Genomic DNA, 23,809 nt, shown 5'->3' on the forward strand with positions numbered 1-23,809 from the left:
CAACTACTAATGCGTCATTACGAAATCGTTTTTATGGTCCATCCTGACCAAAGCGAACAGGTTCCGGGCATGATCGAGCGTTACAGTGCTGTTATCACTAACGCACAAGGTCAGATTCACCGTCTGGAAGACTGGGGCCGCCGTCAACTGGCTTACCCAATCAATAAACTGCACAAAGCACACTATGTTCTTCTGAACGTAGAAGCGCCGCAGGAAGCGATTGATGAGCTGGAAACTAACTTCCGCTTCAACGATGCCGTTATCCGCAGCATGGTTATGCGCTTAAAACACGCAGTAACAGAAGCTTCTCCAATGGTCAAAGCTAAAGACGAACGTCGTGGCCGTGACATGTCTGATGAATATCAGGATGAAGAAGTAGAAGAAACTGGGGATTCTGAAGAGTAATTGCGCAGGTGACCACTAATCGTTTGGTGTTAACAGGCACAGTCTGTAAAGCATTGATTCGAAAAGTGAGTCCGTCAGGCATTCCTCACTGCCAGTTTGTTTTAGAACATCGTTCACAGCAGCTGGAAGCAGGACTGTCAAGGCAAGCATGGTGCAGAATGCCCATTATCGCCAGCGGACAAACCTTACAAGCCCATACTCACAGTATAACGGTCGGCAGTTGGATTACAGTAAGCGGTTTCATTAGTACCCATCAAGGGCGCAATGGAATTAGCAAGATAGTCCTCCATGCCGAGCAGATTGATTTGATAGATTCTGGAGACTAGCCATATGGCACGTTATTTCCGTCGTCGCAAGTTCTGCCGTTTCACAGCGGAAGGCGTTCAAGAGATCGACTATAAAGATATCGCAACGCTGAAAAACTATATCACTGAAAGTGGTAAAATTGTACCAAGCCGTATCACCGGTACTCGTGCAAAATATCAACGCCAGCTCGCTCGTGCTATCAAGCGCGCTCGCTACCTGTCTCTGTTACCATACACTGATCGTCATCAGTAATTGGTACAGTCCATTAACGACTAATAGAGGATAAGGTAATGCAAGTTATTCTGCTTGATAAAGTAGCTAACCTAGGTAGCCTGGGTGATCAGGTTAACGTTAAATCGGGCTATGCTCGTAACTTCTTAGTTCCACAGGGAAAAGCTGTTCCTGCGACTAAGAAAAACATCGAATTCTTCGAAGCTCGCCGCGCTGAACTGGAAGCTAAATTAGCTGACGTTCTGGCAGCAGCACAGGCTCGTGCAGCAGCTGTTACTGCTCTGGGTTCTGTAACTTTAGCTTCTAAAGCTGGTGACGAAGGTAAACTGTTCGGTTCAATCGGTACTCGTGATATCGCTGACGCAATTACTGCGGCTGGCGTTCAAATCGCGAAAAGCGAAGTTCGCCTGCCAAACGGCGTTCTGCGTACTACTGGTGACCACGAAGTTCACTTCCAGTTACACAGCGATGTTTTCGCAGAGCTGAACGTTATCATCGTTGCTGAGTAATCAATAATGATGATATGCATCACTGGGTTATCCATGATGCGAATAAAAACACCGGCTAAGTCCGGTGTTTTTTATTTTCTAGACAATATTTTTGTATTTATTGATTAGCTAAGCATTGGTAGTCGAGTAATTCACCCGCAGAACCTAAGTTCAAATCCCAAAAATTCAATCGGTTGGCAAGTAATACCTTAGAACCATCTTTAAGCTGTACCATTGCTAGCCCAAAATTACCCATTTTATCGTGATGCTTGATGACATATTCGTTTAGTTGATGAAACGAATTTTCTACATGGGGTGAGCCTTCCGGAAATTTTTTGGCTAAGTAATGATGACCCGCTAGTTCAGAAGATAAAGAACCCCAATGTGTCGTTATTGTCGATGAAAGTTGATTAAGCGTTTCATTTATCTCAGGTTTTAAGCAGGCAATATGAATATGGAGTTGGTCTTGGGAGCGACCATATTGGGAGTTTACCGCAATGGCCAATAAATGTTCAGGAATTGGATGGGTTGTTTGTTGTGACAAACTGCCCCTTTCTTGCCAAGCGATAGCAAAATAGTCGGGTGAGTTTTGTTCCAATAATTGGCTAGATTCTATCCCTGTGATCTTTTCCGTCGGGATAATTAAGTTGTGTAAAGGCCCTTTTTTATCTTTGAATAATACATAGTGTTTTTCCTGTTCCACTTTCAAGCAGGGCAGCGTTGTTGGAAGTAATGGAATACATTGAGTATTAACGATGTTCCACAGCGCATTTGAATTGATCTTGAACCATGAAATAGAGCTAACAATCACGATAAGTAATAAAAGAGCCACACCTAAAAATACGTTAATCCATTTGCGCTTTAGCATGATAGTTTTTATCGCTTAACATGTTAGTGAGAGAGACTATTTATTATATATCGCTAAATTTATATATTGTTAAGCCAAGGTGGGGTAAATAGTGCAAATTCAGACTAAGTATTAGGGTAGCGGGATGCTACCCCAAAGTCGGTGTTTAAACTAAGGTGTACGGTAATAGCTTCCGTCACTTAACCGCGCGAAACTATAAGTTTTCCCATCAGAGCCGGTAGTTTCTAATAATTGAACTTCACCTTTTGTATTCGCTTTCAGACGAATTTTTTGCCCTTGGCGTAAATTACTCAGTGGTTTCTCCGCCCCTTCAACGCGTGCCATAATAAAAGCGTCATTGGCTTGTAAGTTATTATCACGAAAGAGTTGTGCGAGCGTCTTCCCTTTTTGTACTCGGTAGTTTTGCCATTCATTAGCAGAAGGGCGAGTTGTTTTGGGCTCAGGCGTTTTTTCTGGTGATGTTACCGTCGTAGGCTCATTAGGTTCAGGCTCATTAGGTTCTGGGATAATTTCGGGCTCAGTAGGTAAAAGAGGTGAATTATCTTCAGGTGCCGGCACGGGCTCTGGTATCGGCGGTGTAATAGTCGGTTCAGGCACAACCTCAGGGGTAGTAGGTGGTGGGATAACAATAGGCTGGTTTTGAACAATATCGCTGGGGGATTTTTCGCTTGCAGGCCAAAAAAAAGCGACCACGACAATTAAAGCGAGCAGTGCAATACCATAGCGATGAAATTTTGAAAGTTTAAACATCACTCCTCCTTGATGAGGCAATGAGTAAATTAGACCGTATTAATACGCATACTAGCACCCTTTTTAGGCTTTTTTAGCGTTGGGCTGAATTTTTCAGAGAACACTGAATAAATTTGTCGGGAATCAATCAGTTTTATTCTTTAGATTCATTGTTTGGGTTTACCCATAGGGATGGGGCTGCTATTCTTGGATTTTCTCAAAATCATATGGGTATTTTAATGGCAAACCAAAATTTCGATTCGGTAGAAGCTCAAGCGAGTTATGGCATAGGTTTACAAGTTGGGCAGCAATTATTAGAGTCAGGGCTAGAAGGTTTAGTGCCAAATGCAATTCTAGCAGGCCTCGTTGACGCTTTAGAAGGCAATATGCCATCGGTACCTGTTGAAACTCTGCACAAAGCATTGCGTGAAGTGCATGAGCGTGCCGACGCTGTTCGTGTATCCCGCCAGGCAGCATTAGCGGAAGAAGGCCAAAAATTCCTAGATGAAAACCAAAAACGTGATGGTGTTTCAACGACTGAGTCTGGCTTACAATTTTCAGTGATTAACCAAGGTGATGGTGCTATCCCATCTCGCTCAGACCGCGTACGTGTTCACTATACAGGGCGTTTAATTGATGGCTCTGTGTTTGATAGCTCAGTACAGCGTGGGCAGCCAGCAGAGTTTCCTGTAAGCGGCGTTATTCCAGGTTGGATTGAAGCATTGACCCTGATGCCAGTCGGCTCTAAATGGGAATTATATATCCCTCACCAATTAGCTTATGGTGAGCGTGGTGCAGGTGCATCAATCCCGCCATTCAGTACATTAGTATTTGAAGTTGAATTACTTGAAATTTTATAATTTCTGTTAGTTCAGTTCACAGCTAAAAAGCCTCATCGTCTTTGGACTTTGGGGCTTTTTTTATGGCGTTAATTTCACACAATTGCTACTCTTGCAGTAAAGGGTCATCAGAGAGGTGAATAATATGCTACAGCAAATTTGCGAATTAGCTCAAGAAGCGGGTTATGCGATTATGGAAACTTATAACGCGCAAGAACCTTTACAGGTTGAACACAAAAGTGATAATTCGCCTGTTACCGAGGCTGATATTGCCGCCCACAATGTGATTACCGCGGGCCTTGCTCGTATTGCTCCTGATATCCCCCAACTGTCGGAAGAAGACCCTCCTAAATGGCCAGTCAGGCAGAATTGGCAACGTTATTGGTTGATTGACCCATTGGATGGAACGAAAGAATTTATTAATCGTAATGGGGATTTTACGGTTAACATTGCCCTTATCGAGAACGGCGTACCAACGATGGGGGTGGTATACGCCCCAGCGAAAGGGCTGCTGTATTACGCTGAAGGTAATCAGGCATGGAAGGAAGAAGGTGGTCATAAGCAACTTATTCATGTGAATGATGCTAAGCCGCCAGTCATTGTTATCAGCCGTTCCCACCAAGACAATGAATTAATGGATTATTTAAAACAAATGGGTGAACACACGACAGTAGAAATTGGTTCTTCACTCAAATTTTGTTTGGTTGCGGAAGGAAAAGCACAGCTTTATCCACGTTTTGGGCCTACAAATATTTGGGACACTGCAGCTGGACATGCGGTTGCCATTGGTGCAGGGGCAAAAGTCGTTGATTGGCATGGAAAAACGCTCGATTATACACCTCGAGAGTCTTTCTTAAATCCAGGTTTTCGGGTGATTTTATTCTAAACATCAATAAAGGTTGGGAAGTGATTTCCCAACCTAATTAATAACTAATTATCTAGTTGCAGCACTTTGGCAGTGGCTGTACGAATATCTAAACAGGCTTTTGCATCCGTTTTTAAGTCAATCCCATAGGTTGGAATGATGTCTTTTAAACGTGTTTCCCATCCATCAGCTTTGAGTTGTTCATCAAAACACGTTTTTAATACGTTTAGCGCAATAAATGCCGCTGTGGAGGCCCCCGGAGATGCTCCCATCAATACAGTAAATGATTTATCCGCACTAGTAATCAGTTCTGTACCAAACTCTAAAACCCCTTTTTTATCATGGTCAGGCTTAATAATTTGTACTCGTTGCCCTGCAACCACCTCTTTCCAATCCTCATGCTGTGCTTCTGGGTAGAATTGTTGCAGCATAGCAAATTGGTGAGCAGAAGTTTGCAGGACTTGGCCCACTAAGTATTCTGCGAGTGACCAGTTATCTTTCGCAACCGCAAGCATTGGTTCAATGTTATTCAATTTAACCGATTCAAACAGGTCTAAATAAGAGCCGTGCTTAAGGAATTTACTCGAAAAACCGGCATAAGGCCCGAATAATAGAGAACGTTTACCACCAATAATACGAGTGTCCAAGTGTGGAACAGACATTGGTGGTGAGCCCTTGTCTGCTTTACCATAGACTTTTGCATGGTGGCGAGAGGCAATTTCTTCGTTATCACAACGCAGCCAGATACCACTGACAGGGAATCCACCATACCCTTTTCCTTCAGGGATCCCTGATTTCTGTAGTAATTCGATTGCTCTACCGCCTGCACCAACAAACACAAACTTCGCTGAAGTCATTGTTTTCTCGTGCGTGAGTAGGTTTTTAACTTCAATATTCCATCTGCCATCGGCGGTTTTTTTAACATCGATGGCTTCATGTTTATAGTGAATTGAAAAGCCGGACTGTTCGCTTAATTGTGCGATTAATAAATGCGTTAGCGCACCGTAATCGACATCAGCACCGGTATTAACACGGGTAACCGCAATCGCTTCTTTAGGGTCTCGACCTTCCATGATCAGAGGTGCCCACTCGTTGATCTGCTTTGGATCATCACTGTATTCCATGTTGTGGTAACAGTGGTGAGCAGACATCTGTTGGTAGCGTTGTTTCAAGAATTTTACATTGTCTTCACCCCAAACAAAGCTCATGTGTGGGCATGGGTGAATAAAGTCACGTGGGTCTTTAATTTTGCCTTTGGTGACCAGATAAGACCAAAGCTGACGAGAGAGATCGAATTCAGTATTGACTTCAAGGGCTTTACTGATGTCCACCGTACCATCTGGATTTGGTGGTGTATAGTTCATCTCACAGTTAGCGGCATGCCCTGTTCCCGCATTGTTCCACGGGTGGGAACTTTCTTGGGCACAGTCGTTTAGCCTTTCAAAAACGGCGATCGTCAGTGAAGGTTCAAGTTCTTTGAGAAATGTACCAAGCGTTGCACTCATGATCCCTGCACCTATGAGAGCAATATCGACATTCTCAGCAATGGGTTTGCTCATGATGCCCCCTATTTTTTTGTTGGAGTGAAGCAAAGATCGGTGCCTTCTTGATAGACAACATAAGCACGACGCCAAGGCTCATCACCAATAAGCCGCCATTTATGGCCTGTTCCTGTATTATCTTGCGCAAGTAAAATATCACCTGGATTGATGATAAATTTAGAACCATCTTTGGTTTCGAATTCTAAAGTGCCTGAAAGTGTAATGACATAGCGAGGAACTGGGTCTTGATGCCAATCAAAAGAGCCGCCAGAAACTGTTTCACGAAAGGTAAGCTCGTTGACTGCAATGGTAGGGGTTTGGTTATCGCCTCCTGCTATATTATTGAGCTCAAGAGTGCCCTCTTCAAATAGAGAATTTCCATCTTCTCCTGTCCACATACGAACGCAGCGTATCATTTTATTTAGCTCCTTAATCACCGACTGTAATGTATAACAATTATTTGATATTCATTAGATGCAAAAATAAGACTCTTAAAATGATGATATATAAAATTAATATTATTTGAATTTAAAGTTTTTTAGCGAGTAGGTCAAAGCTAAATATGTTTTATCTTGGCTTTATGATTTTATTTTTTAATTAAACAACAAAATAATAAAAGTTGATTGTCTTTTTATGATTTGTTTTATTTTTATCGTTCGTTTAATGACTGATAAAAAATAGGAGAGCTCACGATGACTTATTTTATCATTATGAGCTATAAGTATAGGATCAGCTTTTTAGAATAGAGTTTAGGGCGAGATATTGGATTAGCATAATGGTTTTACCATCAACTATTTCTCCCGTTCTTATCGCATCAACGGCTTTAGAGAAGGGCCACTCTAAAACTTCAATATCTTCACCTTCTTCTTCAAGCCCACCACCTGCGTTACGACGATTATTATCGCTATATTCAGCAATGTAAAAGTGGAGTTTTTCGGTGACTGAACCAGGGCTCATAAAGGCTTCAAAAACTTTTTGAATTTTATCGACTTTAAAACCCGTTTCTTCTTCTGCTTCAGCAATAATACGAGCTTCTGGTGAGGCGTTTTCTAGTAAACCAGCGGCGGCTTCGATCAGAAAATCAGAATAGCCATTAACATAAACAGGCATACGAAATTGACGAATTAAAATAATGCTATTTTTTATTTTGTTATATAACAAAATAACGGCACCATTGCCTCTATCATAGACTTCGCGCTCTTGTTGTTGCCAACTACCATCTCGACGTTGTAACTCATAAGTATATTTTTTTAAAATATACCAATTATCTGAAAGCAGTTTCTCACGAATATTCCGTATGTTAGGGAGTTTTACAGTCATTAAGCAGCCTTAGTAACCAAAAATGATTTTGTTAATTTAGCACTGTTAATTTCTGTATGAAATAGGATTTAGATGGGACCTGCTTTAGAGCAGATCCCATTGTAAACTTGCGGGTTATTTAATTATTTGGATTTGTTTAACTTCGACTTCTCTTGAATTCCAGTCTTTATCAATTTTACCGCGAATTTCAACTTTATCTTTTGGTGTTACATTTATGCCGTTCCAACGCTTTTCGCTGATTTCTAAATTAATAGTGCCAGTACCATCGGTGAATTCATAATGTTTATGGTCGAGTTGTTTAACGATATTCCCACGTAAAATAACCCAGCTGTCATCTGACATATCAAGTGCTTTTGCGACAGTCATTTCCCCACTATTTGGGCCGATGAAACCACCGGTTGGAGAGGTTTGGGCTGTTGTATTTGTGGCAGCGCCAGGGCCGTCAAACCCGCCATTTGCAGCGAAAACAGGTGCACTTGCGAGTGCAGCAACTAAAGCAATTACAGGTAATTTTTTCATCATCGGTATCTCCAAATTGGATGTAAACTTGTTTGTATGGAGGGTATTAAACCAAGTAAATCTTAACAGGATCTTAAGAAACTTAACTAACGAATTATATTTTTAATTTTGCCAATAATAGCTAGTCATATTATAGCTGATAGGATAAATATAATAATATTCTAATATGGGGGTAGATTATGCGAATTCTACTAATTGAAGATGACCGGTTAATTGGTGATGGCTTAAAAGTGGGCTTAACCCAATTAGGATTTACTATTGATTGGTTTATGGATGGTAAACAGGGGCAACTCGCTTTATTTGATGCACCTTATGACGCTGTTGTACTCGATCTTTCGTTACCAAATATTGATGGAATGGATATTTTGAAGCATTGGCGTAAGGAGGGGCGTGATGAGCCAGTCTTGATTTTGACGGCACGGGATGCTTTGGATCAGCGTGTTCAAGGACTTCAACAAGGGGCTGATGATTATCTTTGTAAACCATTCGCTTTAATGGAAGTCATGGCGCGTTTGCAAGCGTTGATCCGCCGTCGAAGTGGGCAATTATCTTCTAAACTTACGCATGGTGATGTCGAAATGGATCCAGTTGCAATGACGGTGACACAGCAAGGTGAACCTGTACAACTAAAAGGGAAAGAGTTTGCTTTACTTTCTTTATTTATGCATAACCCAAATAAAGTTTTTTCTCGCCCTTTAATTGAAGAGAAATTATATAACTGGGATGAAGAGGTCTCTAGTAACTCTGTTGAGGTACATATCCATCATTTAAGGCGTAAATTAGGCAATAAGTTTATTCGAACCATTCATGGTGTTGGTTATCGATTAGGTGATGATAAATGATGAAGACATTTAGTCTTAGGCTGAAACTCACTTTAATGCTGCTCTTGTTAGCTTTACTGACATGGGGGATCGCCAGTTCGTTAGCGTGGTACCAAAGCTATAAAACGATTAATGAGCTGTTTGATACCCAGCAAATGGCGTTTGCTAAACGGTTATCTGTTTTACCATCAGGCTTTGAATTGAGCCAGCCTTCACTGACTAAAACCAAAAAACTATTGCGAAAGAACCGTGGCCATCAAGATGACGATGCACTGGCATTTGCTATTTTTACACCAGGCGGCGAAATGGTATTAAACGACGGTGATAACGGTAGAGACATCGTCTATCAATTTAAGCGAGAAGGGTTTAGCGATGGGATGATCCAAGGAAGTGACGACCCTTGGCGTTTTGTGTGGCTAAAATCTCAAGATGGTCGATATATCATTGCAGTAGGACAAGAGTGGGAATACCGACAAGAAATGGCAACCGATATTATGGTTGCACAATTTATGCCTTGGTTGATTGCTTTGCCAATCATGTTATTACTATTTTTATGGCTGTTGACACGAGCTTTACGCCCATTGAAGGACGTAGCAAACCAGTTGTATCACCGAAAACCTGATGAACTAACCCCAGTACAAGTGACGCGAATTCCCAGTGAAGTAAGACCTATTATTGACTCTATGAATGTATTGTTTGGCCGTATTAATGAAATGTTTGCTCGTGAACGACAATTTACCTCGGATGCGGCTCATGAACTACGTAGCCCACTTGCAGCATTAAGGGTGCAGGCAGAAGTGGTGCAAATTGCAGGGAATAATGCAGATATCCGTAACCATGCAGTGGCTAATTTATCGGAAGGTATTGATAGGGCGACAAGGCTTGTTGACCAACTACTGATGTTGTCTCGGTTAGAGTCATCCACGCAACTTGATGATATTACAGTTGTATCTTGGCCTGAGTTAATTGAAGCGGCGATAAAAGATGTAGAGCCGGAAGCTAAAGAGCAGCAAACAACGATAATAAATACTTTAGTTGCTAGCCCCCCTGATTTTCAAGGTCAGCCATTACTACTCAATGCGTTGCTGAGAAATTTGCTCAATAATGCAATCCGTTATGGAAAAATAGAGGGGCGAGTGGAGATTATTTTGTATGCTGATCACCTTGAAATTCAAGATGATGGTAATGGCGTGACACCTGAAGTTTTACGGCGGTTAGGTGAGCGCTTCTATCGCCCGCCGGGACAAGAAAAAACTGGGAGTGGCTTAGGGCTCTCTATTGTTAAACGGATTGCGCAATTGCATCATTTACAAGTTATTTTTACTCATGGCGTTAATGGGGGCTTTTGTGCCAAAGTGTATTGGAATGAAACTAAAACGTGATAATGAGCACATTAATTATGATTGTTTATTAAAATAATAATCATAATTATGCATATTTAATGTAAGGGCATTTTAGCATAACTCACTATTTTTAACTCAAGTGAGATAGGGCTAACTACCTGTCGTGTGTGAGAAATTGTAGTGTGCGAAATTGCGCACACTACATACTAACTTAGTAACAGCAAAAGGTAGACGTTATTGGTTTAGTGATGAGACTAACAAACTAATGACTTTTTGAACTTCTTGGGTATTTAATTCACCATCTTTGAAAAACAACACTTTCCCTTGATTATCCAATACGATAATTGCTGAGCTTTCTGGTTTCAAGCCCCATGCGTTCTTCACCGTACCTTCGCTATCAACAATAAATTGTGAATATGGAAACTCTTTTTTGCTATCTTCAACGCTGTTTTTCACAAATACACCCGTACCGAAAATTGCATCATCGGTATTAATGATTGTTGTTGTTTGATAGCTATCATGAGGGAACTTGGCTTGCTTGATAGCCTCAACTAAGGGGGCATTGAGTTCTTTTGCTGAAGAACGGCCAGCAATGTGTTGGATAGTACGCACCTTTCCAACGAGCTGTTGGCTTTTCCACGGTTGATAATCCAATTTCCCGTCATTATTCATGACAAGCTCACCCTTGTCACTGACAGAAACAGCAGGAACAGATTGATTTAATTGAATATTTTCTGCAGAAGCTACTGCAGATACCCCAAGCAAGCATATTAAAAGTAAATAATTTTTTATCATAAAAGCCCCTTGATTGATTATTTTGCCATGTGAGCCTAGTGGTTTGTCTGATGACTACTATTTATAGCATAGCTCATCGGATGAGTTACAAGAGGTAATTTAACATTTTTTTAAAATTTAGAATAAAAGCAAAGTTTATGGGGTTTTAACAGTTAATTTACAGTGTCATGTTATGTCAGTAAATTGAATAAAACTGCAATTTTAGAACCAAAATGAAAATTTCTGGTCTATGATTATTGTACGGTATGAGTTATTGAATATCGTAAGAACAAAGGGGAGGCAAAGTTCTAATGAAAATTTTTAACCGTTATAACCCATCTAAGATTGCTCTTTACGTCAAAACGCTATTCCGTGGCAGGCTCTATATTAAGGATTTTGGGGCATTTGAGTTTAACTATGGGAAAATTCTACCACCTAAAATCAGTGATAAGCGCCATTACAATGTGATGAGTGAGGTCAATAAACAGGTTTCATTATTGCAGGCAGAACTGGGGTAGGTTAATCAGCAGTTTTTGGTTAACAACGCGCCACATAGGTGGCGCATTGAAAGAAACGGCTTCGCTATCAAGCATTAATGTCCTGTATCTTTTGTTTGTTGTTTTGCGCCAGCCGTTTCAATAGTATTTTTTCCGGGTTGTACAACGACAGGTGATGGCGCTGTAGTCAGGCGAGTTACGAGTAATTGGTCAATTTTGTAATTATCAATATCGACGACTTCAAATTTATAGCCCGCATATTTCACATAATCTGTCCGTTTCGGCATTCTTCTTAGCCGGTACATCATAAACCCTGCGATGGTTTCATAGTTGCTAAAGTCAGGGAAATCATCAATATCTAAAATGCGCATCACATCTTCAATTGGCGTTCCGCCTTCAACTAACCACGAATTCTCATCACGTACTACGATTTGCTCTTCTTGCCCTGGGCCAATTAAGTCCCCCATTAAAGTGATCATTACATCATTGATGGTAATGATACCCATGACTAATGCATATTCGTTGAGAATAACAGCAAAATCGACGGCATTTGTTTTGAATGCTTCTAAGGTATCTGATAATGAGAGGGTGTCAGGGATCATGAGCGTATTTCTAATGTGAACACCATCTTTTAAGCTTAAGCTTTGCCCATTGAGTACACGGTTAAGTAATTCTTTCGAATCAACATAACCAATAACTTGGTCAATACCCCCTGCACATACTAGAAACTTAGAATGTGGCTGGGTTGAAATTTTATGTTTGATGCTTTCTTCTGACTCGTCTTTGTCAAAATAAATGATACTTTCACGCGGAGTCATCGCTGATGGTACAGTACGTGATTCCAGCTCAAACACGTTCTCAATTAATTCGTGTTCTTGTTTACGTAACACACCCGCTACAGCACCTGCTTCAACGACCGCAAAAATATCATCAGAAGTGATATCTTCATTACGTGATGTAGGTAATTTGAATAATTTAAAAAACAGGTTCGCAAGGCCATTAAAAAACCAGACGAATGGGCTCAGTACCACTAAACAGAAGCGCATCGGATTCACAATACGAATTGCAATGGCTTCAGGTTTTACCATACCAATGCGCTTAGGCGTTAAATCAGCCACTAAAATAAACAAGCTTGTCACAATGGTGAATGACAGGATTGATGAAACTTGTTGAGCCCAGCTTGGGGATAAAAATTGAATAAAGATATCGTACAAAGCTGGAGAAAAAGCAGATTCCCCCACAATACCGGCAAGGATAGCAACGGCATTTAAACCAATTTGAACGACGGTAAAAAACATTCCCGGCATTTCTTGTAATTTAAGCACGCGAGCCGCATTAATGTTGCCTTCGTCGGCCATAAGTTTAAGTTTAATGCGGCGGGAAGCTGCCAGAGAAATTTCTGACAAAGAAAAGAATGCGCTAATTGCACATAATAATAGAACAATTAATAAACTGTTGAGCATAAGTTATCCAGCCAATCAAAGGAAGAATCCATAAAATTCAAAAATCTCTGAAGGCATAGTCTCGTGTATTTAAATATATTGAGTATGCAAATATATGTTGCGCAATATGCGCAAATTGTTGATATGTTGCATTAGTATAGCACTGAGGTGATTTATCTGCCTAGATATTCATCATCATTCAAGCTGCTTTAAGTCATATTGAAAAGCAACTTGAATGGTTGAGAAGATGAACTCACTGTATTAAGTTATTGATTTATTTGTTTAACGAAGGTGGTAAACAGATACCAATCCCTCCTAATCCGCAATATCCATTCGGGTTTTTGTATAAGTACTGCTGGTGGTAATCTTCGGCAAAATAGAAAGTGTCTAAGGGCGCTATTTCGGTCGTGATTGCACGAGAGTCATGCTGCGCTTTCATTGCATTTTGGTAAGCTTGCAGTGTTTCCATCGCTTGCTGGTCTTGCTCATCTGACACAGTATAAATTGCGGAACGATATTGGCTTCCCATGTCATTTCCTTGGCGCATGCCTTGTGCAGGGTCATGGTTTTCCCAAAATAATGTCAATAGTTGAGAGTAACTGATAACTTGCGGATCAAAAACGACACGAACCGCTTCTGCGTGGCCAGTTCGTCCAGAGCAAACTTCCTCGTAGGTCGGGTTAGGGGTCACTCCACCACAATACCCAGCAGAAGTTGAATAAACCCCAGCTTGCTGCCAAAATAATCGTTCAACTCCCCAAAAACAACCCATGGCAAAATAAGCAATTTCCATATTCTTAGGAATAATCTCAATCGAATGATGGTTAAGCGCATGATATGGTGAGTAAGTCATAGCAGTTGCTCTGCCGGGCAGAGGTTGTGCAATACTTGCAGAGTGAAATTTATTAAAAGGCATAATGATTCCTATATGTATTGACCACACAAATAATCTAAAAATAGGGATAAAAACTTGTGTATATGGCGAATTTTACTCAAAATAAATTGATATGAAGTATTTAGTCAATCGAACAATCACCTTAGGAGTAGGCGTGTCGAAATACCCTCTAATTTGTTTTCTCTGCCTAACTGCGGCAGTGCCAGTGGTACACGCAGCTAATCTTCGTCTTAATATTGAAGGCCTTGAAGGACAACTTAATCAAAACGTTCGAGTACAACTGTCTAATATATCGCAAGATGAAGTTGTGCCAAATGGTCGTTTTCGAGCCCGTGTTGAGAAAGCAATTAAAGAAGGTTTAAAGCCTTTAGGTTACTACCAACCCACGGTTGAATTTAGCTATGAAGAAAAAACCCCGCCTGCTCGTTCCGTTTTAACCGCCAAGGTCACTCCTGGAGAACCTATTTTATTGAAGGGAGTGACTGTTGAATTGCAAGGTGGAGCAAAAACGGATCCCGACTATGAAAAGATGCTCAAACAATATACGCCAAAGCTTGATACAGTTCAAAATGATGGCGAATACGAAGAATTTAAAGGACGCTTTAGTAGTTTAGCTGTTCGCAAAGGTTATTTTGATGCGATGATGGAGAAAAGCCAACTGGGTATTTCTCTTGATCACCATGCGGCTTATTGGGATTTTGATTTTAACAGTGGTGAACGTTATCGGTTTGGTGCAATTTCTTATTCAGGTTCACAAATCCGAGAAGATTACCTGAATAACCTAGCCCCTTTTAAAAAAGGGGAATACTACACATCAGAGCAACTTGCTGAGTTTAACCGTCGGTTAGCTGAAACAGGTTGGTTCTCTTCTGCAATTGTGACACCGCGTATTGTGAGTGCGCGCAAAGCAAATTCTTATGAGTTACCGATGGAAGCGGTAATGACCCCTAGAGCGAAAAACTTTATTGAGCTTGGGGGAGGCTATGCCACCGATGTCGGCCCTCGCGTTAAAGCCACATGGAATAAGCCTTGGATTAACTCTCGTGGGCAGAGTTTAACGTCAAATATTAGTTTATCCCAACCAGAACAATTAATTGATGCGAGTTATAAAATTCCATTAAAAGCGAACCCGCTTGAGCAATATTATGCGGTTCAAGGGGGCTTTAAACGGACAGATTTGAATGATACACAAGCGAATACAACAACCTTGAATGTGTCTCGTAACTGGGATTATTCATCCGGTTGGCAATATGGCGTAAACATGCGTTGGATGCTGAGTAACTTTACCCAAGCTAACGTGACGAATACGACGATGTTGCTGTATCCCGGGGCCTATGTAAGCCGCATTCGCCAACGCGGCGGTGTGATGCCAACATGGGGAGATAGTCAACGCTATTCTATTGATTATTCGAATAAAATTTGGGGTTCAGATATCGACTTCGCTGTACTACAAGCCAAAAATGTATGGATCAGAACGCCATGGGAAGGTCATCGCTTTGTCGTTCGTGGAAATATCGGTTGGATTGAAACCAATGACTTCGACAAAGTTCCACCGGACTTGCGTTTCTTTGCGGGTGGTGACGGCAGCGTGCGTGGATATGGTTATCAAAAGATCTCGCCAGAAGATAGTAAAGGTAAGCTGACAGGGGCATCAAAATTGGCGGTAGGCTCTGTGGAATACCAATATAACTTTACAGGAAATTGGTGGGGAGCGACCTTTATTGATAGTGGTGAAGCCGTTGATAACTTTAAAGATAATGATTTTAAAACGGGTGCGGGAGTCGGTATCCGCTGGGTCTCACCGGTTGGTCCAATAAAATTAGACTTAGCAAAACCTATCGGTGATCCAGATAACAACAAAATACAGTTTTATATCGGCTTGGGGACTGAGTTATGAGGTGGTTGAAGTGGCTAAAATGGACCAGTCTTTCCATTTTATTAATTCTCGTTCTGGTTGTTGCCGCACTCAGTTGGGTGATTGGAACGCAATCAGGTCTTCACTTTGCATTAAATACAGCGACACGTTTTGTTCCTGAATTAACCATTGATAAAATTGACGGTGATATTAGTAACTTAACGCTAAGTGGCGTTAAATATCAAATGCCGGGAGTTGATGTTAATGCGGGGAAATTAAATTTAGCGGTACGTCTAGGTTGTTTAACAAGCCGTGAGCTATGTGTCGACAACTTAGGCACGGAAAATGTTACTGTTACTGTCGATACCACCCAATTTCCCCCTGCTGAAGAAACGCCACCATCTGAACCTTTGACTGAACTCAAGGCGCCTTTGACTATTCGTTTGAATCAATTGGCTTTGGTTTCAACGCACGTCAATGTGGATGGTATGGATATTGATTTAGCTAAATTTACCACAGGGGTCACGTGGGAAGGGAAAGCGATCACTATTATTCCAACTGATATCATTGATTTGGCGATTAATTTACCTGAAACCAAATCAGATGCCGTCGCTGAAGAAAAACAGCCAGAGCCAACGCCGATAAATGAACAAAAATCATTGGCAGATGAATTAAAAGCGCTATTTTCTAAACCGTTACTTGCTGAATTACCCGAAGTTATTTTACCTGTTGATTTGAATGTCGACGGTATTAATGCTTCGAATTTTCAATTAACGGGTGCGACTGATCTCAAAATTAACCAATTGCACCTGAGTCTTTCAAATGAAGGGCAACAAGTTCTCGTTAAACAGTTAAAAGTCGATGCACCGCAGGGGAATATTGCGTTATCTGGCACGGCGACCTTGCAAGATAAATGGCCAGTCTCATTGTCAGTCGTGGGGGAAAGCCGTTTAGACGATTTAGATGGGCAAAAGGTAGATCTCTCCTTAAAAGGCGGTTTGATTGATGAGCTAAAATTGGCATTGAATTTACATGGGCCAATTAATGCAAAACTAGATGCAGAAACGGATTTGTCACAAGCAGACCTGCCTATTTTGCTTACATTAGAAAGTGATAAGTTAACGTGGCCGTTAGTGGGGGATGCGCAATATCAACTCGATGGGACACGTCTGCGCCTAAATGGCCGGCCATCGGCTTATGATATGTCTGTACGCTCAGCGATCACTGGGCAGGATCTCCCTCCTTCTACCTTGCTATTAGATGCGAAAGGTAATGAAGAGCAAATTAATTTAACTCGCTTACGTTTAGCCGCTTTGCAAGGTAATGCGGATATTACTGGCGTTGCGGACTGGAGCAAGGCGATTAGTTGGAATGCAGTATTGACTCTTTCGGGTATTAATACGGCAAAACAGTACCCTGAATGGCCTGCTAAAGTGGATGGCAAAATTGCCACACGCGGAAGTTTATACGGTGGCAGCTGGCAGTTGGATATTCCTGAAATTATCTTAGACGGTAATGTTAAAAATAATCTTTTAAAAGCACGGGGTAAAGCCAAAGGTAACGCAGCAGGCCAATGGGATATTCCGAACTTTAATTTGGCATTAGGTAAAAACAATGTTGATGTAAAAGGTTCTCTTGCCGATAAATGGAATCTTGATGCCAAAATTAATGCCCCTGCACTCAATGGTTTGCTACCGGGCTTAGGTGGTGTGATTGCGGGTGATGTGAAATTACGTGGTAATTTACAAACACCAGAAGCCCTTGTTGACCTTACGGCACGCGGTGTGAAGTGGCAGGATGACCTTGCTATCGAAAATGTTGTTATCAAAGGAAATGTGGCAACAGGCGAACAAATTAAAGGGGATTTATCCGTTGTTCTGCGTCAGCTAAAACAAGGCGATCTTGTCGTCAATAACCTGACTTTAGATGCGAAAGGCAGTGAAAAACAGCACACTTTAAAATTAAATATGAAGGGTGAGCCGGTTTCTGGGCAATTAGCATTAGCGGGGAGTTTTGACCGGCAGACTGAAGTGTGGAAAGGGAATTTAACCAATACCTTATTTGATACGGTGGTGGGTGAATGGCGCTTAAACCAAGCAATGTCACTCGATTATGCCAACCAAACACAAGAAGTGACCATTGGCAGACATTGTTGGGTTAACCCGAATGCCCGTTTGTGTGTACCAAAACCGATTAAAGCGGGTAAAAGTGGTAGCGCGGATATCGTGCTAGAACGTTTTGATCTCGCAATGCTTAAACCATTTATGCCACAAGATACTCGAGTCAGTGGCGTATTTACGGGTAAAGCCAATGCCATTTGGAAAGCGGATGGCAGCATGCCACAAGTGAAGCTGGACTTGCGAGGAAATGATGTCAAAGCGGTTCAGTTCGTGGATGGAACCCGTTTGCCTATTGCTTTTGATACCTTAACGTTAAGTGCTGGGTTGAAAAATGGTAAGGCTGACCTTAGTTGGTTATTTGGGTTGGCTAATAACGGACAGATGCGCGGTAACATCCAAGTGTCTGATATTGAGAAACGTCGCTTGTTGTCGGGTAATGTTGAAATTAATTCGGTGACATTAGATTTAATCAAGCCGTTACTGGGCCAGAAGGAAGTGGCGAATGGCCGTTTAAGTGGAAATCTACGCTTAGGCGGGTCAGCGAATAACCCGTTATTAAATGGTAATTTAGCGCTTTCGAGTTTAGAAGTGAGATCTGCAATGATCCCGTTTGATATCAAAAGTGGTCATTTAGGTGTTAATTTCAACGGCACGAGCTCAGTCATGAATGGTCAGATAAACACGCCAGAGGGCTATCTGAACATTGATGGTGACGCAGATTGGCGCAATATTGATGCATGGCGTGCAAAAATCATGGCGCGAGGTAATAACCTCCGTGTTTCTTTACCTCCGATGATCCAAATTGATGTTCAACCGGATATTGTATTTGATGCATCACCTTCGGTACTCACGTTAAATGGTACGGTCAATATTCCATGGGCTCGAATTACTGTTCAAGAGCTCCCTGAGTCGGCGGTAAGCGCATCTTCAGATGTGGTGATGTTAGATAGCAACTTACAGCCAATTGAACAAAAAGCGCCATCCATTCCTATTCAGACCAATTTGGATATTAAAATTGGTAACGATGTTCGATTGGATGCGTTTGGCTTAAAAGCGCGCCTGACGGGTTTATTGAAAGTGGTTCAAAATATCCATGGCTTGCACATCAATGGTCAGGTGGATATTCCAGCTGGTCGTTTCCGTGCTTATGGGCAAGATTTGATTGTACGTAAGGGGCAAATTCAGTTCTCAGGCCCTGCGGACCAACCATTCTTAAACTTAGAAGCTATACGTAACCCAGACAACACGGCAGATGGCGTGATTGCAGGGGTGAAGGTCACTGGGCTTGCAGATAAACCGAAAGTAGAAATATTCTCTGAACCGGCGAAAACACAACAAGAAGCGCTGTCTTACTTATTAAGAGGAGAGGGCTTAGACAGTGGGGACGCAAATGGTTCACAAATGACATCTATGTTAATAGGCTTAGGTGTAGCACAAAGTGGGCAACTCGTGGGCAAAATTGGTGAGACATTTGGGGTCTCTGATTTAGCCGTCGATACCCAAGGTGTGGGGGATGGTTCTCAAGTCGTTGTAAGTGGTAAGATCACTAATGATTTACAAGTGAAGTATGGAGTTGGTATCTTTGACTCATTGGCGACGTTAACTTTACGTTATCGATTGATGCCAAAACTGTATTTAGAAGCTGTGTCTGGTGTTAATCAGGCATTGGATCTCCTTTACCAATTTGAGTTTTAGATTATGCGTGTAATTGTTTATGGCAGCTTAAGACAAAAGCAAGGAAATCATCACTGGATGACTTATGCCCAGCTACTTGGTGAGCATAAGCTAGAAGGCTATGAACTGTATGATCTTGGATATTATCCAGCGGTTGTCAAAGGAGATGGGGCGATAGAGTGCGAAGTTTATCGAATCAACCCGTCCATTTTGACAGAGTTAGATGAGCTAAAGAAAAATTCTCAAGACTATGTGAGGGAGCTCATCCCAACGCCGTATGGCAATGCTTGGATTTATCTATATAAACATTCCGTTGATGGTCTACGCCAAATAAAAAGTGGCGACTGGTTGAAACGTGATGAAGAAAAGTAGCTATCCAATATTATATTGAATGCTATAGTTATATAGGACGCCAGCTATGATAGCTGGCGTTTTTTATAGATTAATTAACTGATTACAACCCATAAAAAAAGCCCTGGTATTAACCAGAGCTTTCATAATCTCCCTATAGGGGGATTATTTTTTTGCAGCGCGTTCGAAAGATTCGATGATCTCTGCTTTTGCAGATGCCGCGTCTTCCCAACCATCAACTTTAACCCACTTACCTTTTTCTAAATCTTTGTAATGTTCAAAGAAGTGAGTAATTTGAGCACGCAGTAATTCTGGCAGGTCGTTCACATCTTTAATGTGATCGTATTCTTTGCTTAATTTAGTGTGCGGAACAGCCACTAATTTTGCATCTTCACCAGACTCGTCAGTCATTTTCAGTACGCCAACAGGACGGCAACGGATGACTGAGCCTGGTTGTAATGGGTATGGAGTTGGAACTAATACATCAACTGGGTCACCATCTAAAGACAGGGTATTGTTGATGTAACCATAGTTGCATGGATAGAACATCGCTGTTGACATGAAACGGTCTACAAACAGCGCACCAGACTCTTTATCAACTTCATATTTGATAGGATCTGCGTTCGCTGGGATTTCGATGATAACATAGATATCTTCTGGCAGATCTTTACCTGCCGGTACATTGTTCAGGCCCATTTAAATGTATCCTTTGTGTGAATAATGAATTTACTCATTTTAATTTGTCACTGGCATCGCATTTATTGCCGCCTTTAGGCAAATTAAATAATAGAGTAGATAGCGTGAGGGACATTATAGCCGTAAAAGGGGACAAAACTCACTAGTTGGTGAAAAAAAGGGACAAAAAAGGCGGGAAGCCCCGCCTTATAATTAATGAATTAGATTATTCCGTGTCAGGGAATTCACGCATAAATGATTCTGCTTTTTCTACCATCGACTCAGTTCCGACAAAGAACGGCGCACGTTGGTGTAATTCGCTAGGTATGATATCTAAAATGCGGTTTGCTCCGTCACTGGCTTTACCACCGGCTTGTTCTGCTAAAAATGCAATTGGGTTACATTCGTACAGAAGGCGCAGTTTCCCATTTGGATGGCTTGCCGTACTTGGGTAAATATAAATTCCCCCTTTGAGCAAGTTACGATGGAAGTCTGCAACCAAAGAACCGATATAACGTGTGGTATACGGGCGATTTGTTGCTTTATCTTCTTCTTGGCAGTATTTAATGTACTTTTTAACACCCATCGGGAACTTAATATAGTTACCTTCATTGATGGAGTACATTTTTCCTTCTGATGGGAACATCACTTTTTCATGAGACAAGCAGAACACGCCCAATGATGGGTCGTAAGTAAACGCATGTACACCAACACCAGTGGTGTAAACCAACATCGTTGATGAACCGTAAACCACGTAGCCCGCAGCCACTTGGCGGTTACCAGGTTGCAGGAAATCCGCTTCTGTAACCGGTTGGCCAATTGGTGTGATACGATGGTAAATTGAGAAAATTGTTCCAACGGAAACGTTTACATCGATGTTTGAAGAACCATCAAGTGGGTCCATTAAAACAACATATTTTGCGTTTTCTGCGCGGTCTCCTTCGAAAATGACAATTTCATCTTCTTCTTCAGAGGCGATACCGGCGACTTCTCCGCGTGCTTTTAAAGCCGCTTTCAGTTTTTCGTTTGCATACAGGTCAAGCTTCATCTGAACTTCACCTTGAATATTCGAAACACCGTTAGTGCCAAGAATATCGACAAGTCCAGCTTTATTAATATCACGATGGATAATTTTAGCGCCCAGTTTGATAGCTGATAATAAAGAAGTCAGCTCACCTGTTGCATGAGGAAAATCTTGTTGCTTTTCGACGATGAATTCGCCTAATGTTTTCATGACGAAGGTCCTGAATAAAATTGACAGAGGTTTTGCGGGGCATTTACCCTCGCGCGGGAAGAGTTTAACTAAATAAAAAAAAGATTAATAGGTTAATGCATTTATAAACCTGTTTTTGATGGGTAGAATAGTGACCAACCTCATGCTAATTGGATGAAAAAGAATGCACATACATATTTTAGGTATATGCGGTACCTTTATGGGAAGCTTAGCAATATTGGCTCGTTCTTTAGGACATAAAGTGACGGGTTCGGATGCCAATGTGTATCCACCGATGAGCACATTGCTTGAAAATCAAGGGATTGAGCTTATTCAGGGGTATGATCCGGCTCAGCTTGACCCAATACCGGATATGGTGGTGATTGGTAATGCAATGACGCGTGGAAACCCTTGTGTTGAAGCCGTATTAGAAAGAGGTTTGCCGTATACTTCTGGCCCACAGTGGCTCCATGACTATGTGTTACCGGAACGTTGGGTACTGGCTGTGGCGGGGACCCATGGTAAAACGACCACCGCGGGGATGCTTGCGTGGATCTTAGAAGACTGCGGTTACAAGCCAGGTTTTCTAATTGGTGGTGTCCCAGGTAACTTTGATGTCTCCGCTAAGATTGGTGAAAGCCCGTTTTTTGTCATCGAAGCTGATGAATATGACTGTGCATTCTTCGATAAACGTTCTAAATTTGTTCATTACAGCCCGAAAACCTTGGTATTGAACAACCTTGAATTCGACCATGCGGATATCTTTGAAAACCTCGAAGCGATTCAAAAACAGTTCCATCATCTTGTACGTATTGTGCCCGCCAGTGGCAAAATTTTCACACCGGACAACGACAATCATTTAAAACAAGTGATTGGAATGGGCTGTTGGAGTGAACAAGAGCTGGTGGGTGGGGAGCATGGCGAATGGCAAGCTGAGAAGCTCAGCCACGATGGCAGCCATTTTGCGGTGTATTACCAACAAGAAAAAGTTGGAGAAGTCACTTGGTCACAAGTGGGTAACCACAATATCCAAAATGCATTGATGGCGATTGCAGCGGCTCACCATGTGGGCGTTCCAGTAAAAGAAGCTTGTCTCGCCTTAGATAGTTTTATCAATGCACGTCGTCGTCTTGAGCTACGAGGCGTTGAAAATGGTGTCAGCGTTTACGATGACTTCGCACATCATCCAACCGCTATTTTGGCGACGTTAGAAGCACTTCGCAGCAAAGTTGGGGGAACTTCACGTATTCTTGCGGTGCTCGAACCTCGCTCGAATACGATGAAAATGGGTATCAATAAAAATGATATTGCGCCTGCGCTTGGCCGTGCAGATGAAGTGTTTCTTTTCCAACCCGCCAATATCCCTTGGATGGTGACAGACATCGCTGAAAAATGCGTCCAACCCGCGCGTTGGAGTGCAGATATTGAGGCATTCACCAATATGATTATTGAAACCGCACAACCGGGCGATCATATTTTGGTGATGAGCAACGGTGGCTTTAGTGGCATTCATGGCAAATTGCTCGCAGGTTTGAAAGCGAAAGCAGAAACAGAGCGAGATGATTAAATTCTCTTAGCTAGCTATTTGATAACCCCAGTGATTCTTATGATTACTGGGGTTTTTTTATGTTTGGCATACCCAATGGGCACTGTTCTGTGACGAGACTTAATGTTATTGGACTATTCATTTCTTTTTTTAAACTTCCCATATAACAATCTACTGAATCAGTAAAAAGGTGGAATAAACAACCAACAGCAATGGCTTTAAGCTTCCATGATGGCATGAATAATAATACGACATAGACAACTGTAGCCCAAAAGGAATGGAGTGGGTGGAAACCAATGCCACAGCGCTCTGGGTCGAAAATCGGATCAGCTAGCAGATGATCTAAGTCGATAGCCATCGTGGCAATCATAATCAGGGCCGCTAGTTTCCAATTTTTTCGCCAAAATAGGTAACCAAAGGCAATTGGCATTAGGAAGTGAAAGCCGTAGTGTATGAAGTTACGGAAAATATCAAATAGCAAAATGATGTCTC

At 41.7% G+C, this 23,809-nt stretch carries 25 protein-coding genes; 13 read left to right on the forward strand and 12 right to left on the reverse strand.

The window, feature by feature from the left end:
• Nucleotides 1-9: 9 nt before the first annotated feature.
• Genes rpsF through rplI form a run of 4 tightly spaced genes read left to right on the forward strand, consistent with a single transcriptional unit; the run spans nt 10 to nt 1,451 of the window.
• Entirely contained in the window at nt 10-405 is a 396-nt protein-coding gene (gene rpsF / locus PSF31_RS11960; protein WP_004905988.1) for a 30S ribosomal protein S6, read from the forward strand.
• 8 nt (nt 406-413) lie between these two features.
• Entirely contained in the window at nt 414-731 is a 318-nt protein-coding gene (gene priB, locus PSF31_RS11965; protein ID WP_036958791.1) for a primosomal replication protein N, read from the forward strand.
• A 4-nt stretch (nt 732-735) separates the two neighbouring features.
• Nucleotides 736-963 carry a 30S ribosomal protein S18 gene (gene rpsR / locus PSF31_RS11970; protein WP_000135199.1) on the forward strand — a complete coding sequence of 76 codons (228 nt, stop codon included), beginning with the start codon at nt 736-738 and terminating at the stop codon, nt 961-963.
• A gap of 38 nt (nt 964-1,001) precedes the next feature.
• Entirely contained in the window at nt 1,002-1,451 is a 450-nt protein-coding gene (gene rplI, locus PSF31_RS11975) for a 50S ribosomal protein L9 (RefSeq protein WP_004905983.1), read from the forward strand.
• 97 nt (nt 1,452-1,548) lie between these two features.
• Here the strand turns inward: rplI and PSF31_RS11980 are convergent, their stop codons facing one another.
• Nucleotides 1,549-2,298 (reverse strand): CDP-diacylglycerol diphosphatase, encoded by a 750-nt coding sequence (locus tag PSF31_RS11980; RefSeq protein WP_096864342.1) that lies wholly within the window; start codon nt 2,296-2,298, stop codon nt 1,549-1,551.
• A 150-nt stretch (nt 2,299-2,448) separates the two neighbouring features.
• Entirely contained in the window at nt 2,449-3,048 is a 600-nt protein-coding gene (locus PSF31_RS11985) for a LysM-like peptidoglycan-binding domain-containing protein (protein ID WP_094961665.1), read from the reverse strand.
• Nucleotides 3,049-3,266: 218 nt separating this feature from the next.
• Here PSF31_RS11985 and PSF31_RS11990 point away from each other — a divergent pair, with 218 nt between their 5' ends.
• Nucleotides 3,267-3,887 (forward strand): peptidylprolyl isomerase, encoded by a 621-nt coding sequence (locus PSF31_RS11990; protein WP_004907421.1) that lies wholly within the window; start codon nt 3,267-3,269, stop codon nt 3,885-3,887.
• Nucleotides 3,888-4,011: 124 nt separating this feature from the next.
• Nucleotides 4,012-4,752 (forward strand): 3'(2'),5'-bisphosphate nucleotidase CysQ, encoded by a 741-nt coding sequence (gene cysQ, locus PSF31_RS11995; protein ID WP_096864341.1) that lies wholly within the window; start codon nt 4,012-4,014, stop codon nt 4,750-4,752.
• 44 nt (nt 4,753-4,796) lie between these two features.
• Here cysQ and mqo read toward each other — a convergent pair whose 3' ends face one another.
• From mqo to PSF31_RS12015, 4 genes are all read right to left on the reverse strand, one after another.
• Nucleotides 4,797-6,290 carry a malate dehydrogenase (quinone) gene (gene mqo, locus PSF31_RS12000; protein ID WP_096864340.1) on the reverse strand — a complete coding sequence of 498 codons (1,494 nt, stop codon included), beginning with the start codon at nt 6,288-6,290 and terminating at the stop codon, nt 4,797-4,799.
• An 8-nt stretch (nt 6,291-6,298) separates the two neighbouring features.
• The gene (locus tag PSF31_RS12005) at nt 6,299-6,688 is read right to left on the reverse strand and encodes a cupin domain-containing protein (RefSeq protein ID WP_036958789.1); all 390 of its coding nucleotides are present in this window, start codon (nt 6,686-6,688) and stop codon (nt 6,299-6,301) included.
• 313 nt (nt 6,689-7,001) lie between these two features.
• Nucleotides 7,002-7,592 (reverse strand): GDP-mannose pyrophosphatase NudK, encoded by a 591-nt coding sequence (gene nudK, locus PSF31_RS12010; protein ID WP_004905973.1) that lies wholly within the window; start codon nt 7,590-7,592, stop codon nt 7,002-7,004.
• Nucleotides 7,593-7,706: 114 nt separating this feature from the next.
• Nucleotides 7,707-8,111 carry a YgiW/YdeI family stress tolerance OB fold protein gene (locus PSF31_RS12015; protein WP_036958838.1) on the reverse strand — a complete coding sequence of 135 codons (405 nt, stop codon included), beginning with the start codon at nt 8,109-8,111 and terminating at the stop codon, nt 7,707-7,709.
• Nucleotides 8,112-8,290: 179 nt separating this feature from the next.
• Here PSF31_RS12015 and qseB point away from each other — a divergent pair, with 179 nt between their 5' ends.
• Nucleotides 8,291-8,953 carry a quorum sensing response regulator transcription factor QseB gene (gene qseB, locus PSF31_RS12020; protein ID WP_004905970.1) on the forward strand — a complete coding sequence of 221 codons (663 nt, stop codon included), beginning with the start codon at nt 8,291-8,293 and terminating at the stop codon, nt 8,951-8,953.
• Nucleotides 8,953-10,314, forward strand: a complete 1,362-nt coding sequence (gene qseC, locus PSF31_RS12025) for a quorum sensing histidine kinase QseC (RefSeq protein WP_094961676.1) — start codon at nt 8,953-8,955, stop codon at nt 10,312-10,314. The genes qseB and qseC overlap by 1 nt, the downstream gene beginning before the upstream one ends.
• Before the next feature lie 195 nt (nt 10,315-10,509).
• Here qseC and PSF31_RS12030 read toward each other — a convergent pair whose 3' ends face one another.
• The gene (locus PSF31_RS12030; protein WP_096864339.1) at nt 10,510-11,070 is read right to left on the reverse strand and encodes a YtfJ family protein; all 561 of its coding nucleotides are present in this window, start codon (nt 11,068-11,070) and stop codon (nt 10,510-10,512) included.
• A 290-nt stretch (nt 11,071-11,360) separates the two neighbouring features.
• Between PSF31_RS12030 and PSF31_RS12035 the strand changes: the two genes are divergently transcribed.
• On the forward strand, nt 11,361-11,567 hold the full coding sequence (locus PSF31_RS12035) for a DUF1107 domain-containing protein (protein ID WP_004905964.1): 207 nt from the start codon (nt 11,361-11,363) through the stop codon (nt 11,565-11,567).
• Nucleotides 11,568-11,641: 74 nt separating this feature from the next.
• On the opposite strand, the gene PSF31_RS12040 is transcribed toward PSF31_RS12035, so the two are convergent.
• A complete protein-coding gene (locus PSF31_RS12040) occupies nt 11,642-13,009 on the reverse strand; it encodes a hemolysin family protein (protein ID WP_096864338.1) in 1,368 nt (455 codons plus the stop codon).
• Nucleotides 13,010-13,262: 253 nt separating this feature from the next.
• Nucleotides 13,263-13,904 (reverse strand): peptide-methionine (S)-S-oxide reductase MsrA, encoded by a 642-nt coding sequence (gene msrA / locus PSF31_RS12045; RefSeq protein WP_004905960.1) that lies wholly within the window; start codon nt 13,902-13,904, stop codon nt 13,263-13,265.
• A gap of 133 nt (nt 13,905-14,037) precedes the next feature.
• Between msrA and tamA the strand changes: the two genes are divergently transcribed.
• From tamA to PSF31_RS12060, 3 genes are read left to right on the forward strand one after another with little or no spacing between them, the layout of a single operon-like run.
• Nucleotides 14,038-15,780 (forward strand): autotransporter assembly complex protein TamA, encoded by a 1,743-nt coding sequence (tamA, locus tag PSF31_RS12050; RefSeq protein WP_094961660.1) that lies wholly within the window; start codon nt 14,038-14,040, stop codon nt 15,778-15,780.
• Complete coding sequence (tamB, locus tag PSF31_RS12055; RefSeq protein WP_096864337.1) at nt 15,777-19,553, forward strand: autotransporter assembly complex protein TamB; 3,777 nt, start codon at nt 15,777-15,779, stop codon at nt 19,551-19,553. Before tamA ends, tamB begins: the two co-directional genes overlap by 4 nt.
• A gap of 3 nt (nt 19,554-19,556) precedes the next feature.
• Nucleotides 19,557-19,904: a gamma-glutamylcyclotransferase family protein gene (locus PSF31_RS12060; RefSeq protein ID WP_004905952.1), complete on the forward strand. Its 348-nt coding sequence runs from the start codon at nt 19,557-19,559 to the stop codon at nt 19,902-19,904.
• 144 nt (nt 19,905-20,048) lie between these two features.
• On the opposite strand, the gene ppa is transcribed toward PSF31_RS12060, so the two are convergent.
• Together ppa and fbp are read right to left on the reverse strand one after the other, a co-directional pair.
• Nucleotides 20,049-20,579 carry an inorganic diphosphatase gene (ppa, locus tag PSF31_RS12065; protein ID WP_004905951.1) on the reverse strand — a complete coding sequence of 177 codons (531 nt, stop codon included), beginning with the start codon at nt 20,577-20,579 and terminating at the stop codon, nt 20,049-20,051.
• Nucleotides 20,580-20,784: 205 nt separating this feature from the next.
• Nucleotides 20,785-21,792 (reverse strand): class 1 fructose-bisphosphatase, encoded by a 1,008-nt coding sequence (gene fbp / locus PSF31_RS12070; RefSeq protein ID WP_004905947.1) that lies wholly within the window; start codon nt 21,790-21,792, stop codon nt 20,785-20,787.
• Between the two features lie 163 nt (nt 21,793-21,955).
• Between fbp and mpl the strand changes: the two genes are divergently transcribed.
• Nucleotides 21,956-23,338: a UDP-N-acetylmuramate:L-alanyl-gamma-D-glutamyl-meso-diaminopimelate ligase gene (gene mpl / locus PSF31_RS12075; RefSeq protein ID WP_096864335.1), complete on the forward strand. Its 1,383-nt coding sequence runs from the start codon at nt 21,956-21,958 to the stop codon at nt 23,336-23,338.
• 43 nt (nt 23,339-23,381) lie between these two features.
• Here the strand turns inward: mpl and PSF31_RS12080 are convergent, their stop codons facing one another.
• Nucleotides 23,382-23,798, reverse strand: a complete 417-nt coding sequence (locus tag PSF31_RS12080; protein WP_096864334.1) for a DUF6122 family protein — start codon at nt 23,796-23,798, stop codon at nt 23,382-23,384.
• Between the last annotated feature and the right edge of the window lie 11 nt (nt 23,799-23,809).

This window comes from Providencia sp. PROV156 (assembly GCF_028480905.1).
GTDB classification, from domain to species: Bacteria; Pseudomonadota; Gammaproteobacteria; order Enterobacterales; family Enterobacteriaceae; genus Providencia; species Providencia hangzhouensis.

Bases quoted from the DNA above. Each gene is read 5' to 3' on its own strand.
- fbp (WP_004905947.1), bottom strand. From the start codon at position 21,792: ATGAAAACATTAGGCGAATTCATCGTCGAAAAGCAACAAGATTTTCCT.
- mpl (WP_096864335.1), top strand. From the start codon at position 21,956: ATGCACATACATATTTTAGGTATATGCGGTACCTTTATGGGAAGCTTA.
- PSF31_RS12015 (WP_036958838.1), bottom strand. From the start codon at position 8,111: ATGAAAAAATTACCTGTAATTGCTTTAGTTGCTGCACTCGCAAGTGCA.
- mqo (WP_096864340.1), bottom strand. From the start codon at position 6,290: ATGAGCAAACCCATTGCTGAGAATGTCGATATTGCTCTCATAGGTGCA.
- nudK (WP_004905973.1), bottom strand. From the start codon at position 7,592: ATGACTGTAAAACTCCCTAACATACGGAATATTCGTGAGAAACTGCTT.
- ppa (WP_004905951.1), bottom strand. From the start codon at position 20,579: ATGGGCCTGAACAATGTACCGGCAGGTAAAGATCTGCCAGAAGATATC.
- PSF31_RS11990 (WP_004907421.1), top strand. From the start codon at position 3,267: ATGGCAAACCAAAATTTCGATTCGGTAGAAGCTCAAGCGAGTTATGGC.
- rpsF (WP_004905988.1), top strand. From the start codon at position 10: ATGCGTCATTACGAAATCGTTTTTATGGTCCATCCTGACCAAAGCGAA.
- PSF31_RS11980 (WP_096864342.1), bottom strand. From the start codon at position 2,298: ATGCTAAAGCGCAAATGGATTAACGTATTTTTAGGTGTGGCTCTTTTA.
- PSF31_RS12035 (WP_004905964.1), top strand. From the start codon at position 11,361: ATGAAAATTTTTAACCGTTATAACCCATCTAAGATTGCTCTTTACGTC.
- rplI (WP_004905983.1), top strand. From the start codon at position 1,002: ATGCAAGTTATTCTGCTTGATAAAGTAGCTAACCTAGGTAGCCTGGGT.
- tamB (WP_096864337.1), top strand. From the start codon at position 15,777: ATGAGGTGGTTGAAGTGGCTAAAATGGACCAGTCTTTCCATTTTATTA.
- PSF31_RS12060 (WP_004905952.1), top strand. From the start codon at position 19,557: ATGCGTGTAATTGTTTATGGCAGCTTAAGACAAAAGCAAGGAAATCAT.
- qseC (WP_094961676.1), top strand. From the start codon at position 8,953: ATGAAGACATTTAGTCTTAGGCTGAAACTCACTTTAATGCTGCTCTTG.
- PSF31_RS12030 (WP_096864339.1), bottom strand. From the start codon at position 11,070: ATGATAAAAAATTATTTACTTTTAATATGCTTGCTTGGGGTATCTGCA.
- msrA (WP_004905960.1), bottom strand. From the start codon at position 13,904: ATGCCTTTTAATAAATTTCACTCTGCAAGTATTGCACAACCTCTGCCC.
- PSF31_RS12005 (WP_036958789.1), bottom strand. From the start codon at position 6,688: ATGATACGCTGCGTTCGTATGTGGACAGGAGAAGATGGAAATTCTCTA.
- PSF31_RS12040 (WP_096864338.1), bottom strand. From the start codon at position 13,009: ATGCTCAACAGTTTATTAATTGTTCTATTATTATGTGCAATTAGCGCA.
- rpsR (WP_000135199.1), top strand. From the start codon at position 736: ATGGCACGTTATTTCCGTCGTCGCAAGTTCTGCCGTTTCACAGCGGAA.
- PSF31_RS11985 (WP_094961665.1), bottom strand. From the start codon at position 3,048: ATGTTTAAACTTTCAAAATTTCATCGCTATGGTATTGCACTGCTCGCT.
- cysQ (WP_096864341.1), top strand. From the start codon at position 4,012: ATGCTACAGCAAATTTGCGAATTAGCTCAAGAAGCGGGTTATGCGATT.
- qseB (WP_004905970.1), top strand. From the start codon at position 8,291: ATGCGAATTCTACTAATTGAAGATGACCGGTTAATTGGTGATGGCTTA.